Below are 15231 nucleotides of genomic sequence, written 5' to 3' on the forward strand. Positions count from 1 at the left end.
GCCGACAAGACAAAACTCGACATCCAGGGTTCACCATGTTTGGTAGCTTCATGCCGAAGGAAGGCAAGTTCTTCGATCACTTCGTCGAACTGGCCGAACATATCCTGCAGGCCAGCCGGGAGTTGGCGGAGCTGATGGCCAGCTTCGACGACGTCGAGCGGCGCGCCTACAACATCGAATCCATCGAGAAGAACGGCGACAAGATCACCCACGCCGCGGTCGAACTGCTGCACAAGACCTTCATCACGCCGCTCGACCGCGAGGCCATCCACCAGCTCATCACCAATATGGACGACATCCTCGACCTCATCGAGGACTCGGCCCAGTCCATCTTCCTTTACGATATCCGCGCGGTCACACCGGAAGCCAAAAAGCTGGCCGACATCTGCGTCGCCTGTGCGGAAAAGGTCAAGGAGGCGGTGAGCCTCCTTTCCAATATGGACAACGCACGCGTGATCATGGGCGTCACCCACGAGATCGACCGCCTCGAGTCCGAGGCGGACCATGTCATGCGCTCGGCGATGGCCAAGCTGTTCCGCGACGAGCCGGACGTGCGCCAGGTGATCAAGCTGCGTTCGGTGTACGAGCTGCTGGAGGGCATCACCGATCGCTGCGAGGACGTCGCCAATCTGATCGAAGGCATTGTTCTCGAGAACTCCTGAGTTGCCGAGAAGACCAGCACATACAAGCCCGCCATGAGCTTCGAGGTCTTCGTCTTCCTCATCGCCCTGGCCCTGGCGTTCGACTTCATGAACGGGTTTCATGATGCCGCGAACTCCATCGCCACCGTCGTTTCGACCCGCGTGCTGAAGCCCCACCATGCCGTTGCCTTTGCCGCCTTCTTCAACTTCGTCGCGCTGTTCGTCTTCCAGCTCAAGGTGGCCGCGACCGTCGGCAAGGGCATCGTCGACCCCACCATCGTCGACCACTACGTCATCTTCGGCGCCCTGATGGGTGCGCTGTTCTGGAACATCATCACCTGGTACTACGGGATACCCTCCAGCTCCTCCCATGCATTGATCGGCGGGTTGATCGGCGCCGTCGTGGCCAAGGTCGGCACCAGCGGCCTGATGACCTCCGGCATCAGCAAGACGCTCATCTTCATCATCGTCTCGCCCACTCTGGGCTTCATCCTGGGCGGCCTGCTGATGCTGGCGGTGTCGTGGATCTTCTTCCGCACCCCACCGTCCAAGGTGGACCGCTGGTTCCGTCGCCTGCAGCTGTTCTCGGCTGGCTATTACAGCCTTGGCCACGGCGCCAACGATGCGCAGAAGACGATCGGCATCATCTGGCTGCTGATGATCTCCGGCGGCTATCTGTCCGCGGATGCCTCGCGGCCGCCCAATTGGGTGATCCTCTCCTGCTATGCGGCGATGGGCCTGGGCACGCTGTTCGGCGGCTGGCGCATCGTCAAGACCATGGGACAGCGGCTGACCAAGCTCAAGCCGGTGGGCGGCTTCTGCGCCGAGACGGGCGGCGCGATCACGCTGACCATTGCCTCGCTCGCCGGCATCCCGGTGTCCACCACGCACACCATCACCGGCGCCATCGTCGGCGTCGGTTCCTCGCGCAAGCTCTCCGCCGTGCGCTGGGGCCTGGCCGGCAACATCGTCTGGGCCTGGGTCCTGACCATTCCGTGCTCGGCCTTCGTCGCCGCCGTCGCCTGGTTCATCGGCCAGGCCTATCTGTAACGCTCAGGCCGTTTCCGCGCCGGGACGCCCGTCTTCCACCACGAAGGTGGCGAGGGTTGCAATCGGCGAGTCGGCGGCTTTCTCGCTGTCGAGCGCCCGCAACTGCGCCAGGCAGCGCCGCTCCGTCAGCTCCAGCACTGCATAGCCGCGCCTTTCGCTGCTGGCGAAGCGAACATGGGGGTTGTCCGACCGCAGGGCATCCAGGCGGGCCTGCGCCGGCCCCTGCGAGGTGATCGAGGTGCCGCAGAACTCGGTGGCGACGACGGGGGCATTCGGGTCGTCGAAATCCGGCTTCAGATCGGTGATGCAGCTGAAATGCACGTCGCCGCCGATCACCAGCGGGTTGGCCGGCCGGCGCTCGGCGATGGCCTGCAGCAGCCGGGCGCGCGCGCCCGGGTAGCCGTCCCAGCCGTCGCTCCAGAATTGCCGTTCCGGCCCCGGCTTGCGGTCCGTCTGCGCCATGAGCAGTTGCTGGGCAACGATGTTCCAGCGCGCCCGTGAGCCGGAGAAGCCGGCGTACAGCCAATCCTCCTGCCTGCGGCCCAGCAGGGTTCGCTCGGGCTCCAGCCGGGAGGGACACCTCAAATCGTCTATGACATTGCTGCCGCCGCGGCCGGTGCGCGGGCAGACCTGGTGGTCACGGTACTGCCTGTCGTCGAGCACATGGAAGCGTGCGAGCCCGCCGAAATCGTGACGGCCATAGAGCTGCATGTGCGGCCCGTTCGGCATGGCGCTGTGGCGAAGCGGCATGTGCTCCCAGTAGGCCTGGTAGGCGGCGGCGCGGCGGGCCAGGAAGTTCGGGTCGAGGTCCTCCGGGCGGTCGTTGGCGTAGTCGTTGTCCACCTCGTGGTCGTCCCAGGTGACCAGCCAGGGGAAGGCGGCGTGGCAGCGCTGCAGGTCGGCATCGGACTTGTAACAGGCATAGCGGTTGCGGTACTGCTCCAGGGTATGGGGTTCGCCCCCTTCGTGCTTGCGCACGTGGCGGCTCCCCCATGAGGACTCGTAGATGTAGTCACCGAGAAAAACCACCAGATCCAGGTCTTCCGCCGCCATGTGGCGATGGGCGGCGTAGAACCCCTGCTCGTACTGCTGGCAGGAAGCGAAGGCGAAGCGCAGACGGTCGACGGCAGCGCCGGCGGCCGGCGCCGTGCGCGTGCGTCCGGCTGCACTGACTGCATTCCCGGACATGAAGCGGTACCAGTACCAGCGGGCCGGCGCCAGGCCCGACACCTCGATGTGCACGCTGTGCGCCTGCTGCGGCTCGGCCAGAGCGGTGCCGCTGCGCACGATGCGGCGGAACGCCTCGTCGTCGGCGACCTCCCAGCGCACCTCGATCGCCGCAGGCGGCAGGCCGCCGCCATTCAGGGGGTCGGGCGCCAGCCGCGTCCATAGCACCATGCCGTCGGGCAGGGGCGCGCCCGAAGCGATGCCCAGCGTGAAGGGATAGACGGCAAACGCCGGCCTGGCCCACAGGCGCGGTGCGGCGAGTGCGGTGGTGGCGGCGATCAGGAAACTGCGACGGTCAAAGCTGCTCATCGGTTCTAAAATGCGGCATCGCACTAAGAGCCTTGAGCATGCCACACATCACCGACTACGAACATGGCATCAGCGCCATCGACTCCGGCTTCGGCCGGCCGCAGCTGGCTGCCATCCACCTCATCGTCGAAGGCGATCGTGCCGCCCTGGTCGACACCGGCACCAACGCTTCCCTGCCCCTCGTGCTGGATGCGCTGAAAGCGAAGGGACTGTCGCCGGAGCAGGTCGACTACGTCATCCTCACCCACATCCATCTCGACCATGCCGGCGGTGCCGGCGCCCTCATGCGAGCCTTGCCGAATGCCCGGCTCACGGTGCATCCGCGCGGCGCGCGCCACATGGCCGATCCGGCCCGACTGGTCGCCGGCACCGTCGCCGTCTATGGCGAAGCCGAGGCCCGCCGGATGTACGGAGAGATCCTGCCGGTTTCCGCCGGGCGTATCCTGGAGACGCCGGAGGCAACCGTGATCCGCCTCGGCGAACGGCAGCTGTCCTTTCTCGACACCCCCGGCCATGCCCGCCACCATGTCTGCATCCGGGACGGCCGCTCCGGCCATGTCTTCGCCGGCGACATGTTCGGCCTCTCCTACCGGGAACTGGACATGGACGGCCGGCAGTTCGTCTTTCCGACGACCACGCCGGTGCAGTTCGACCCGGTGGCCATGCATGCCTCCATCGAGCGGCTGCTCGCCCTGCGGCCGGAGGCGATCTACGTGACCCACTATGGCCAGGTGCGCGATGTGCCGCGCCTGGGCGCCGACCTGCACCGGCTCATCGACGCACATGTCGACGCTGCGCTGCGCCATCGCGATGCGGGCGTCGAACGGCATGCCCTCATCAAGGCCGCCCTCGCTGAAATCCTGCTCGACGAAGCGCGACGGCATGGCTGGAAAATGGCTTCAGGCGGTCTTCTTGGGCTGATGGCAGTCGACGTGGAACTCAACGCGCAGGGCCTGTGCGTGTGGCTCGACAGCCGCGAATGAGGGGCTCGACAGAGGCGTGCACGCGTGCCGCACGTCTTTCCGCCGAGAGGATATGGACGCAACACCAGAGGGAAAAATTTTCCATCTCTCTCTGAAAAATGATTGACAAATCTTTCCGGCATGAGCATGCTTCGCTCCATTCTTGCTGTATGCAGCAAGGAGATTCGTGGTGTTTTCAGGTGTAATCACTATTCAGGAGGTGAAGATGGCCACAGCCAAGAAAGCAAAGAAACCCGCAGCGAAGAAACCGGCCGCCAAGAAACCGGCAGCCAAGAAAGCCGCCGCGAAGAAAGCCCCTGCCAAGAAGAAAGCCGCTGCCAAGAAGCCGGCCGTCAAGCGCAAGCCCAATCCCGCCTTCATGAAGCCGATGACCCCCAGCGCCGTGCTGGCCGCCGTCGTGGGCGCCCTGCCGATTCCGCGCACGGAAATCACCAAGAAGGTCTGGGACTACATCAAGAAGAACAAGCTGCAGGATGCCATCAACCGCCGCATGATCAATGCGGACGAGAAGCTGAAGGCCATCTTCGGTGGCAAGGGCCAGGTCTCGATGTTCGAGATGACCAAGCTGGTCAACAAGCACCTGAAGTAATCTTTTCGCCTGAACGCCCTCTCTCCAGACGGAGGGAGGGCGTTTTCTTTTTTGCGGCCCTAAAGCGTCAGCGGGCCGGGCTCGTCCACCCAGTCGGAAAACACGCTCCCCGCGCCAGCCGGATCGCTTTGCCACGCCGCCAGCAGGCGCAGCGCCGCTTCCTGCCAGTGCGCCTGCCCGTCGCGGCAGGCCAGGCGCAGGTCGGCGTCGTCGCCCGTTTTGCGCCAGGTGGCGTAGGCCGACCACAGCCGGGGGAAGAGGCTGCGGCGCAGCCCCTCGAAGTTGGCAAAGTAGAAATGGAGGGAGGGCTCGGCGCCGCGCTCGATCAGCGCCGGCAGGGTGGACAGGCAGTCCGCCAGGTTGTCGCGCACGGCGCGTGCCAGCAGTTCGGCGCGCCGTTCCGTCAGTTCGCCCAGCATCTCGCGCCAGGCCGGGCCGAGCAGCGGCTCCGCCATGCCCTCGCCGACCTCGTGCAGGATCAGCGTTTCCCCTTCCGCCGCCGCCATGCGTTCCAGGGCGGCCTCGGCGTCATCGGCAAAGCCATAGCCTCCCAATGCGGCCTTGAGCGCCCCCTCGGCCTGCTTGACGCCCCAGATCTCCGTCTTCTCCCACAGCCAGCGCCGCAGCGCATCCAGGCGCAGGAAGACCATGCCGCCGCGCAGGGCGGCCGGCGGGGCGAACAGGTCGCGCGCATGCTCGCGATCGGAGACCAGCACGTCGAGCCCGTGCCGCGTCTCGCGCCGCGCCAGCTCGCCGAGGAAGAAATGCGGTTTGCCCCAGCGGCCCAATCCTCCCGAATAGACCAGGCCCATTGGCGCCAGCCTCGCATTGATGGCGGCATTGTCGAAGGGATCGCAGCCGTCGCCGAGCGGCAGGGGGCGGAAGTCGGCTTCCTCCAGCCCGTTCCAGAGCGCCTCCCGCCGGGAGATCCAGCCGCCGAGTTCGGTGTGGGGGAGCGGCCGGGTAAGCGGAATGCCGCGCTCCCAGCGGAACAGCTCGCGCATGGCCAGCAGGTAGTTGCACATCGTCATCTCGCGGGCGTGGCGGGCGTCCGCGATGTCGCAGTTGGCCTGCACGGCCTGCTTCAGTTCTTCGAAGGCGGTAGCGTTCATGGCTGCCGGCTGCGCCGCCGCGTGCGGTAGGCCGTCACAGACTGCACGATCACCGAGTACGGCAGGTCCTCCAGGCTGCCCCGCGACCGGCAGGCCGCCTGCACCAGGGCATTCACGTCACCGACCTCCTCTGCCCCCGTCAGGGCACGCTGCAGGCCTTCCAGGCCGCCGCATTGCACCTTCATCTCCTGGGCGTGGGTGAGGCGATCTTCCGGATGGGACAGGTGCAGGGCGAAGGTCGCGTTGCGCCGCAGCAGCCGGAGCAGGGCATCGCAGGCCTCGCGCGCGGCACCATCGACGCAGGCGACGGCCTCCCGTTCGGCAATGTTCCGGCGCTGCGCCAGGGCACAGGTGCCGCAGCCGGCGAGCAGTGCCTTTTCGAAGGGGCAGGGGTGCACGACCGCTGCCTTGCGAGCCTGCCTGAAGGCGGTCTCGTCCACCGGCTATCCGGCTTAGTAGTCTTCGCCCGTCTCGGGCAGCGGCTCGCGCACCTGGGAGAGCATGTCCTCGGCCTGCAGCTCGTTGTCGGCGAAGATGGTCTTCACGGTGCAGCCCTCGGAGAGAGCCAGTTCGCGGCGCAGTTCCTTGGCGCGGGCGGAGGCCGCCTTGAAGCTGTCGTGGCCTTCGATCTTTTCCAGGCGGCGGATGGGGGTCTCGAAGACCTTGTAGAGGTAGTAGGGCATGGGGTTCTCGGCCTCTCAGTCGACGTAGGTTTTCCGCGAACGGCGCGAGCCGGGGCGGCTTTTCTGGATGACGACGCCGCGCACCGCCTCGAGGCCGGCAAGCGCGGCGTCCGGGTAGCGCGGGTTGAGCGGGTGCAGCCACCAGCCTCCCGCCCGGTTGACCAGCTGGCGCAGGATGGGTTCGCCGTCGTGCTGGGCGACGACGTAGCTGCCGTCGCGCGCCAGTCCTTCCGGCTCGACGATGATGACCTCGCCTTCGGCGAACTCCGGCAGCATGCTGTCGCCCAGCACCATCAGGGCGAAGGGCTCGGCGCTTTCGCAGGCGTCCAGGGCGGCGTCCTGATGCGGCGCGGCCGGCATGACGGGAATGATCTTTCGTTGCGACATGGGGGCAATCTTAAAGGCTCGCGTTTTCTGCGGCGAGCAGAACGCATTGATGCGCCGGCGAGCGGAATTTATGTCGCCACGGCCGTCAGCTGCGCCGGGGGGAAACCCTGCCGGGCAAGGGCCTTTGCCGTGCCGTCGACGAAGGCCTCCGGCCCGGCGAGATAGATGTCGAAGGCGGCAAGGTCGGCGTGGTCCTTCGCCATGGCGGCGACGAGGTCATGTGCGCTGCACTCGGCCATGGTCGTGTAGCTGAAGTTGTCGAGGGCGTCGGCCCAGGCGCGGCAGAGGTTGAGGAGGTAATGCCCCCCGGGGCGGTCCGTGTGCCAGTAGAGGTGCAGCAATTCTGCCGCGTCGAGCGACAGGGCATGCTCGACGAGGCCCTTGATCGGCGCAAAGCCCGCCTCCGAGGCGACGAACAGGATCGGCCTCGGCGAGTCCGCGCGCAACACGAAGTCTCCCCATGGCCCGAAGACCGTGACCGGATCGCCCGCCCCCAGCACCTCGAACACCTGCCGGGCGAAGTCGTCCTTCGGGTCGCGCACGACGTGGAAATGCAGGTTGCGGTCGTCGCAGGGGCAGCTGGCGATGGGTAGCTGGGCCTGCGTCTCGCCGGCGGTGAGCGTGGCGCTCTGGCCGGCGAGGAAGCGCAGGCGGTTGTTGCGCGGCGTCTGCAGGTGCAGCAGGCGCACATCCTCGCCGAGGGCCTCGTTGGCCTTGATGCGCGCCACGATCTGCTGCTGCGGGATGTCGCCGGCGCTGCCGGTCTCGAGCGCCTCCACCACCAGGTCGGAGACCGCGGCGTGGGAGCAGAGCAGGGTGTAGCCCTGGCTCTTTTCCGTCTCGGACAGCACGTAGTCGTGCGGCCGCACCTTCCGCACCTGGCCGGAGACGACGCGCGCCTTGCACAGGCCGCAGTTGCCGTTGCTGCAACCGTAGTTCACCGCCAGGCCGGCCTTCAGCGCGGCCTCCAGCAGCGTATCGGCGCCTTCCGCGAAGAATTCGTGGCGGCTGGGGTGCAGGGTGACGTGGGCGGACATGACGCGGAGCATATCATCCATGACGGACAGTGCATTCGGCGCCTCGGCGGCACCGAGGATTTCCGCCAGACGGCCGTCGAGGAAGGCGCCGAGCGCCGCCATGCCGGGCTGGTTCTCCTGCTCGCGGATGCGGCCGCGCAGCGCTTCCGTCATGGCGTGGTAGCGCTGCAGGTGGCTGCGCAGGTCGGCCAGTTCCGTGCTCTGCTCGTAGAGGCGCTGGGAGAGGATTTCCTGGCTCGGCAGCATGCGTTCGCGCACGCGCCGGCCGAAGGCCCGCTCCTTGATCTGCATCACCTGCTCGAAGCCGCCATCCTCCTCCAGCTTCAGGTTCGGATAGAGGCGCAGGAGGTCGTCGGCGGAAACCATGCCGTCGAAGGACGGCAGCTCGCCGCTGCGGATCTTCAGCTGCAGCGCGACCCGGCTGGCGCCGACCAGCCGCGCCGCCCGCGACAGGGTGAGCAGTGTGGACATGTTTTCAGGATAGCAAAAAGCCTACCCGGCCAGCTGGACGACGAGCAGCAGCAGTGAGAGCACGAAGCCGGCCAGCGGCACGGCCGCCGGCCAGACGCGCACGCCGGGCGGCGCCGGCGTCCGGCGGCGGATGCGCAGCAGCGCCAGGTTGATGAGGGCGAAGACCACCAGGATGGCGGCGCTGGTCGCACGGGCCAGCGACACCAGCGGCAGGGCCAGCGCCAGAGCCAGCGTGGCGACGGTGACGACGGCGGTGGCGGCGATCGGCGTGCGTCGCACCGGATGCACCCGTCCGAATGCTGCCGGCAGCCAGCCGCGCGCGCTCATGCCGTGCAGCACGCGCGCGGCGCGGATCAGCAGCACCAGCGCGCCGTTGGTGACGGCGAAGAGGGCGATGACGCCGATGAAGACCGGCTCGCGGCCGGTGGCCTTGGCGTACATCTGCGCCAGCGGCGCGGCGTGGCCGGCCAGTTCGGCCCGGGACAGCGTGAGCACGGCGGCAAGCGACACCAGCAGGTAGAGCACGGTGGCGATGGCCAGCGCCCACAGGATGGCGCGCGGCATGGTGCGCTCGGGCGCGACCACCTCCTCGGCGACGTTGGACATGTCTTCGAAGCCGATGAAGGCGAAGAAGGCGACGAAGGCGGCAAGGAAGATGCCCGGCCAGGCGCCCGCCTGCAACGGCGGCGCCAGCTCGGGCAGGCGCTGCGGCAGCGCGAGCAGGCTTTCGCCCGATACCGCCACCACCAGCAGCAGGCCGCCGATCTCGACCAGCGTGGCGGCCGCCGCCGCCCGCGCCGATTCGTGGATGCCCCAGGCGGCAAGCAGGCCCAGCGCGAGCAGCGCGATGGTGATCGCCAGCCACGCTGGAACGGCGACGAACAGCCGCAGGTAGCCGGCGAAGCCGTTGGCGAGCGCCGCCGCCGAGGCCAGCGCGGCGAACAGCACCAGCGCCCCGACCAGCATGGTCAGCCAGGCGCGGCCGAACCCCTCGTGCACATATACCGCTTCGGCGGCGCTCGCCGGATGGCGCGCCGCGAGTTCCGCGTAGGAGAAGGCGGTGAACGCGGCCACCACCGCGGCGACGGCGAAGGCCAGCGGCGCGTGCATGCCGGCGATGCCCGCCACCTCGCCGACGAGGACGTAGATGCCGGCGCCGAGGATGGTGCCGAGGCCGTAGAAGGTGAGCAGCGGCAGGGTCAGCGTGCGCCGGAGCGCGACCGGATCCTGCATGGTCACGCCGGCAGCCGGGCGAGGAAGGCGTCGAGCGCGCCGGCGAGCCCCGGTGTTTCCATCTCGGCGAATTCGTATCGCGCGCGCAGCACCGGCTTGTGCACCTGGATCAGCGCGGCCAGGTCGATCGGCGTGGCGGAGACGACCAGGTCGGCCGGCGTCGCGTTGATGGTCTGGCGCAGGGCGTCGAGCTGCTCGCGGGAATAGCCGGTCGCCGGCAGCACCTCGCCGATATGCGGGTAGCGCGTGTAGATCGCGCGGATGGCCGGCCCGGCGAAGGGCCGCGGGTCGACGATCTCCGCGCCGGCGCGCAGCGCGGCGAGGTGCCCCGCGCCCCAGGGCATGCCGCCGTGGGTCAGCGTCGGGCCGTCCTCCACCACCAGCACGCGCCGGCCGCGCACCGATTGCTCGTCGTCGAGGCGCACCGGCGAGGCGGCGCGGATGATGCTGGCGCGCGGATTGATCGCATGCGCCGCCTCCGCCACGCGGCGCACGTCGGCGGGCGCCGCCGCGTCGCTCTTGGCGACGATCGCCACGTCGGCCATGCGCAGCACCGCCTCGCCCGGGTGGTGCGTCGTCTCGTGGCCGGGGCGCAGCGGGTCGACCAGCACGATGTGCAGGTCCGGCCGCAGGAAGGGGAAGTCGTTGTTGCCGCCGTCCCACAGGATCAGGTCGGCTTCCGCTTCCGCCGCGGCGACGATGCGGGCGTAGTCGACGCCGGCGAAGACGACGTTGCCGCAGGCGAGGTGCGGCTCGTATTCCTCGCGCTCCTCGACGGTGCATTCGGCGGCGTCGAGGTCGGCGCGCGCGGCGAAGCGCTGCACCGCCTGGCGCGCCAGGTCGCCGTAGGGCATCGGGTGGCGGATCACCGCCACGCGGCGGCCGCGGGCCTTGAGCAGGGCGGAGAGGTAGCGCGCCGTCTGCGACTTGCCGCAGCCGGTGCGCACCGCCGAGACGGCGATGACGGGCACCTTCGCCTTGATCTGCGTGCGGGCCGGGCCGAGCAGGGTGAAGTCGGCGCCGGCCGCCAGCGCCTTCGAGGCGAGGTGCATGACCAGGGCGTGCGGCACGTCGCTGTAGGCGAACACCACCTCGTCGATGCGGCGCTCGCGGCAGAGCGTCTCCAGCTCAGCTTCATCCAGGATGGGGATGCCCTCGGGGTAGCGCGGGCCGGCCAGCTCCGGCGGATAGCGGCGGCCGGCGATGCCGGGGATCTGCGCGGCGGTGAAGGCGACCACCTCGACCGAAGGATCGTCGCGGTAGACGAGGTTGAAGTCGTGGAAGTCGCGCCCGGCGGCCCCCAGTATGAGAACCCGGCGGCTCATTCGTACTTCAGCTTGTAGGCCGCCTCGGCGCCCGGCGGCACGGCCTTGATGCGGCTGAACCTGATGCCCGTGCCGCCGCTTGCGGCCTGCTTCACGCCGCCGGTGACCATGATCTCGTAGGGGCGGGCGTGGTCCTCGCCCAGCTTGCTGGCGGCGTTCACCTCGGCGCCGAAGACATCCGAGTCGCCGATGCGCAGCACGTCGCCGTAGCCGAGGCCGATGCACAGCAGCACCTCCTCGGCCTTCGGTCGCTTGCGGTTGTACTGCCGCGCGCAGCGCTGCATGGCGATGGCGCAGGCGATGGCCTCGTCCACGTCGCGGAAGATCACCAGCAGGGAGTCGCCCTCGACCTTGAGCAGGATGCCGCTGTGCTCCTCGATCAGCGGCACCAGCAGGCGGTTCGATTCGTAGATGGTCTGCAGGAAGTGGATGATGCCGAAGTCGGCCACCCGGCGCGAAAAGCCGGAGAGGTCGGTGAACATCACCGCCCAGCGTTCGCCGAAGAGGTTCCAGATCTTTTCGTCGACGCGCGCCTGGTCGGCCTTCGGCTTCAGGCGCTCCTCGATCAGTTTTTCCAGCCGGTCCTGCGACGCCGTCGAGGCGACGCGGTAGATGAATGCCATGCTCCGCTCCGTCTTGTTCGGAGCGGCTATTGTAGCGGCTACTTGCGGAACAGCCGCTCGGCGTTGCGCCAGGCGATCTTCTCGGCGACGTCCTTCGGCAGCTCGGCCAGCCAGTCGCGGTAGCCGTTCATGATCGAGGCGTACTGGCCCCAGCGCTCGGTCACCCAGGTGTCGGAGCCGACGATGAAGCGGTCGGGGTATTGCTCGAAGAGGCGCCGCCAGTCGGGCTTGAGCTTGCCGGCCTCGGTGACGTCGTAGCGGTAGGACAGCTCGCCCCACAGGTTGGGGTATTTCTGCAGGTACTTCTCGATCATCTCGGGCCCGGTGGAGAAGCCGGTGTGGGCCCAGACGATCTTCACCTTCGGGTTGTGGGCGAAGAGGATGTCCACCGCCGCGTCGTCGGAATGGGCGTGCAGGTAGAGGTTGTGGGCGACGGCGAAATCGACGGTCTTCTTCACCCATTCCGTCTTCGCGTCGTTGCCGAAGAGGTGGAACTCGCCGATGCCCTGGTAGTAGCCGCGCTTGTGCTCGGTCTCGATGAGCTCGAAGATCTTCGGGTCGGCGAACCAGGTGTGGCGGTCGGGCTGGACGATGTAGGGGCGGATGAAGGGCACCACCCAGACGTCCTTCGGCTTCGCCTCGTAGAGGGCGCGCGTGCCGTCGTTGGGGCGGCTGTTGGCGAGGATGCCGGTGATGCGGTTGTCGCGGAAGAGCTTGAGCACGGTGTCGAGCGGATAGGGCCCGCTCGCCGCCTCGACGTTGTAGTGCAGGTGGGCGTCGAACAGCGGCAGCGGCTCGACGGCCTGCGTGCTCGTGGCGCCCCAGGCAAAAGTCAGTCCCCACAGGACGGCGGCAAGGCGGGTTTTCATGGCTGGGTCCTCCTGTGCGGATTGGAGCAGCGCGCCCGGCAAACGTTCAATCGCGGAACTTCGGCTCCCGCTTTGCCCGCGCCGCCGTCATGGCTTCCGCCAGGTCGTCCGACATCAGCATGGCGGCGTTCCAGGTGGCGACGTAGTTCAGCCCGTCGGCGACGGAATGGTCGCGGGCGTAGGTGACCATCTCCTTGATGCCGCGGATCGACAGCGGCGACTTCTTGGCGATGACGGCGGCGATCTTCGCCACCTCGTGGAAGAGCATGCCGGCGCTGGCGTAGCTGTGGTTCACCAGGCCGATCTCCTTCGCCTCCGGCCCGGCGACGGCGCGGCCGGTGTAGGCCAGCTCGCGCACCATGCCCTCGCCGACCAGCCTCGGCAGGCGCTGCAGGGTGCCGACGTCCGCCGTCATGCCGACGTCGATCTCCTTGATGCTGAAGCTGGCGTCGTTGCAGCAGTAGCGCATGTCGCAGGCGCAGATGAGGTCCACGCCGCCGCCGAGGCAGTGGCCGTGGATGGCGGCCAGCACCGGCTTGCGGCAGCGCTCCAGCGCGGTCAGGCTGTCCTGCAGGTCGAGGATCAGGCGGCGCAGCTTCTCCCGCATGCGGCCGTCGCATTGATCGGCGATTTCCTGGCGCACGCCGGCGAGGAGTTCCAGGTCGATGCCCGCCGTGAAGCAGGGCCCGTTGCCGCGCAGGACGGCGACGCGGATCGACGGCTCCTCGTCGATCCACTTGAAGGCCTCGCGCAGTTCCAGCCACATGCGCAGGTTCATGGCGTTGGCCTTCTCCGGCCGGTTCATCTCGACCGTGGCGACGCCGTCGGCCAATTCGATCTTCAGGGTTTCGCAGGTCGGTATCGTCATGGCCTTCACACCGTAAAGGTCGGGTAATCGAGGTAGCCGCTGTGGCCGCCGAGGTAGAAGGTCTTGCTGTCCCACGAGGCGATCTCCACGCCCTGGCGCAGGCGCGAGACCAGGTCGGGGTTGGAGATGAAGGGCTTGCCGATGGCGATCAGGTCGCCGCTGCCGGCGGCGAGCGCCGCCTCGGCCTTCTTGCCGGTGAAGGCGCCGCACAGCATCAGCGCATTCGTGAACTTCCCGCGGATCAGCCGCAGCAGCTCGTCGTCGGGATCGTGGATCCAGCTCGTCGACTGGTCGTAGAGGTGGAGATAGACGAGGCCGAGCTTCTGCAGTTCCTCCGCGAGGTAGCCGTAGGTCGCCATCGGATCGGGGTCGGGCCGCATGTCGTTGGCCTGGCCGTGCGGCGAGAGGCGGATGCCGGTGCGCTCCTTGCCTATGGCCGCGGCCACCTCGCGCGCGATCTCCAGGTGCAGGCGGCAGCGGTTTTCCAGCGAGCCGCCGTATTCGTCCTTGCGGTCGTTGAGGAAGGGGCAGCGGAACTGGTCGAGCAGGTAGCCGTTGGCGCCGTGGATCTCGACGCCGTCGAAGCCGGCGGCGATGGCGTTCTTCGCCGCCTGCACGAATTCGCCGACGACGCCCTTCACTTCGGACGTCGACAGGGCGCGCGGCGCCTCGCACTGCGTCAGCGACGCCTGGCCGGTGGCGCGGTCGAGCGCCATCGACTTGCCGTTGGCGGCGATCGTGCTCGGCCCCACCGGCGGCGCATTGTCGTCGCGCAGGCTGCCGTGGCTGATGCGCCCGCAGTGCCAGAGCTGGGCGAAGATGCGGCCGCCCTGCTTGTGCACCTCGTGGGTCACCGCCTGCCAGCCGGCCACCTGCTCGGCGGAGTAGAGGCCCGGCGTGAAGGCATAGCCGCGCGCCTGCGCCGAGACCGGCGCGCCCTCGGAGACGATCAGCCCGGCGTCGGCGCGCAGGCCGTAGTACTCCACCATCATCGGCGTCGGCGCGATGGCCGGGTTGCTGGCGCGGCAGCGCGTCATCGGCGCCATGGCGATGCGGTTGGGCAGCGTCAGCGCGCCCAGCGTGAAAGGGGAAAACAGCTTGCCTGCGCTCATGGAATCCTCACCCCATCCTCGAACAGCTCGCCCGGATCGAAACTCTTGTACGCCTCCGCCGGATAGAAGGCGCGGAAATCCGCCATCACCTTCTCGAAGGGGAAGTCCGACCAGCAGCCGTGGTCGCGCACGTATTCCATGTGGCGGCGGTTCTTCATGTCGTATTCCTGGAAGATGGCGTTGTCCGTGCCGTCGAACTCGGTCGGGTGCACGTGGAACTTCTCGCACATCTCGATGTTGAAGGCCGGCGCCGCCTTGACCCACTTGCCGCCGAGGTAGAGCACCGCGTAGCCGTGGTGCATGAACAGCGTCTTGCCGCCCATCATGGCCTTCAGCTTCTCCGTGGTGAGGTGGTTCTCCACGTCGGAGAGGCCGATGGCGGCGTGGATGCCCGCGGCGCGCGCCGCGGCGGCGAGCAGGATCGCCTTCGGCAGGCAGTAGGCGGCCTTCGCCTTCAGTACGTTGCTGGCGACGTAGGGCTCCGGGTCGAGGCTCATGGTGAAGGGATCGTAGCGCCAGCCGTCGCGCACCTTGTAGAAGAGCCGTACGGCCTTCTCGATGTCGGACGTCGCGCCGGCGACGGTCTCCTGCGCGAAGCGGCGGACGGATTCGGTGCCGGAATCGATGAAGCGCGCGCTGGCGAGGTATTCCGGGCCGGGCTCGGGCCAGGCGCCGGGAGGGGTGTGGATCATGACGATGTCGCTCTGGGGAA

General features: G+C 68.1%; 17 protein-coding genes. 4 read left to right on the top strand and 13 right to left on the bottom strand.

What is annotated here, in order from left to right:
- The first annotated feature begins 35 nt into the window (after positions 1-35).
- Both ROZ00_00340 and ROZ00_00345 read left to right on the top strand, forming a co-directional pair.
- On the top strand, positions 36-662 hold the full coding sequence (locus ROZ00_00340; GenBank protein MDT3734654.1) for a DUF47 family protein: 627 nt from the start codon (positions 36-38) through the stop codon (positions 660-662).
- Positions 663-695: 33 nt separating this feature from the next.
- Positions 696-1691, top strand: coding sequence for an anion permease (locus ROZ00_00345; GenBank protein ID MDT3734655.1), 996 nt, complete (start codon positions 696-698; stop codon positions 1689-1691).
- 3 nt (positions 1692-1694) lie between these two features.
- Here ROZ00_00345 and ROZ00_00350 read toward each other — a convergent pair whose 3' ends face one another.
- Positions 1695-3227, bottom strand: coding sequence for an alkaline phosphatase D family protein (locus tag ROZ00_00350; GenBank protein ID MDT3734656.1), 1533 nt, complete (start codon positions 3225-3227; stop codon positions 1695-1697).
- Positions 3228-3265: 38 nt separating this feature from the next.
- Here ROZ00_00350 and ROZ00_00355 point away from each other — a divergent pair, with 38 nt between their 5' ends.
- Positions 3266-4210, top strand: a complete 945-nt coding sequence (locus tag ROZ00_00355) for an MBL fold metallo-hydrolase (protein MDT3734657.1) — start codon at positions 3266-3268, stop codon at positions 4208-4210.
- Positions 4211-4415: 205 nt separating this feature from the next.
- Positions 4416-4799 (top strand): SWIB/MDM2 domain-containing protein, encoded by a 384-nt coding sequence (locus ROZ00_00360; GenBank protein MDT3734658.1) that lies wholly within the window; start codon positions 4416-4418, stop codon positions 4797-4799.
- A 59-nt stretch (positions 4800-4858) separates the two neighbouring features.
- Here the strand turns inward: ROZ00_00360 and ROZ00_00365 are convergent, their stop codons facing one another.
- The 12 genes from ROZ00_00365 to ROZ00_00420 all read right to left on the bottom strand — a co-directional run bounded on the left by ROZ00_00365 (position 4859) and on the right by ROZ00_00420 (position 15211).
- Positions 4859-5911: a hypothetical protein gene (locus ROZ00_00365; protein ID MDT3734659.1), complete on the bottom strand. Its 1053-nt coding sequence runs from the start codon at positions 5909-5911 to the stop codon at positions 4859-4861.
- The gene (locus tag ROZ00_00370) at positions 5908-6351 is read right to left on the bottom strand and encodes a hypothetical protein (GenBank protein ID MDT3734660.1); all 444 of its coding nucleotides are present in this window, start codon (positions 6349-6351) and stop codon (positions 5908-5910) included. The genes ROZ00_00365 and ROZ00_00370 overlap by 4 nt, the downstream gene beginning before the upstream one ends.
- 12 nt (positions 6352-6363) lie before the next feature.
- On the bottom strand, positions 6364-6594 hold the full coding sequence (locus ROZ00_00375; protein ID MDT3734661.1) for a hypothetical protein: 231 nt from the start codon (positions 6592-6594) through the stop codon (positions 6364-6366).
- Between the two features lie 15 nt (positions 6595-6609).
- Positions 6610-6981 (bottom strand): S24 family peptidase, encoded by a 372-nt coding sequence (locus ROZ00_00380; protein MDT3734662.1) that lies wholly within the window; start codon positions 6979-6981, stop codon positions 6610-6612.
- 68 nt (positions 6982-7049) lie between these two features.
- Positions 7050-8489, bottom strand: a complete 1440-nt coding sequence (locus ROZ00_00385; GenBank protein MDT3734663.1) for a 2Fe-2S iron-sulfur cluster-binding protein — start codon at positions 8487-8489, stop codon at positions 7050-7052.
- Between the two features lie 21 nt (positions 8490-8510).
- Positions 8511-9722, bottom strand: coding sequence for an APC family permease (locus ROZ00_00390; protein MDT3734664.1), 1212 nt, complete (start codon positions 9720-9722; stop codon positions 8511-8513).
- A gap of 2 nt (positions 9723-9724) precedes the next feature.
- Positions 9725-11047, bottom strand: coding sequence for a cyclic 2,3-diphosphoglycerate synthase (locus tag ROZ00_00395; protein MDT3734665.1), 1323 nt, complete (start codon positions 11045-11047; stop codon positions 9725-9727).
- Positions 11044-11670 (bottom strand): adenylate/guanylate cyclase domain-containing protein, encoded by a 627-nt coding sequence (locus ROZ00_00400; protein MDT3734666.1) that lies wholly within the window; start codon positions 11668-11670, stop codon positions 11044-11046. Before ROZ00_00400 ends, ROZ00_00395 begins: the two co-directional genes overlap by 4 nt.
- A gap of 38 nt (positions 11671-11708) precedes the next feature.
- A complete protein-coding gene (locus tag ROZ00_00405) occupies positions 11709-12539 on the bottom strand; it encodes an amidohydrolase family protein (GenBank protein ID MDT3734667.1) in 831 nt (276 codons plus the stop codon).
- Between the two features lie 46 nt (positions 12540-12585).
- Positions 12586-13407 carry a crotonase/enoyl-CoA hydratase family protein gene (locus ROZ00_00410; protein MDT3734668.1) on the bottom strand — a complete coding sequence of 274 codons (822 nt, stop codon included), beginning with the start codon at positions 13405-13407 and terminating at the stop codon, positions 12586-12588.
- A gap of 5 nt (positions 13408-13412) precedes the next feature.
- Entirely contained in the window at positions 13413-14519 is a 1107-nt protein-coding gene (locus ROZ00_00415) for an alkene reductase (protein MDT3734669.1), read from the bottom strand.
- Positions 14516-15211 (bottom strand): transglutaminase domain-containing protein, encoded by a 696-nt coding sequence (locus tag ROZ00_00420; GenBank protein MDT3734670.1) that lies wholly within the window; start codon positions 15209-15211, stop codon positions 14516-14518. The genes ROZ00_00415 and ROZ00_00420 overlap by 4 nt, the downstream gene beginning before the upstream one ends.
- Positions 15212-15231 lie beyond the last annotated feature (20 nt).

The organism is Denitratisoma sp., from assembly GCA_032027165.1.
In the GTDB taxonomy this organism is placed as follows: domain Bacteria; phylum Pseudomonadota; class Gammaproteobacteria; order Burkholderiales; family Rhodocyclaceae; genus Desulfobacillus.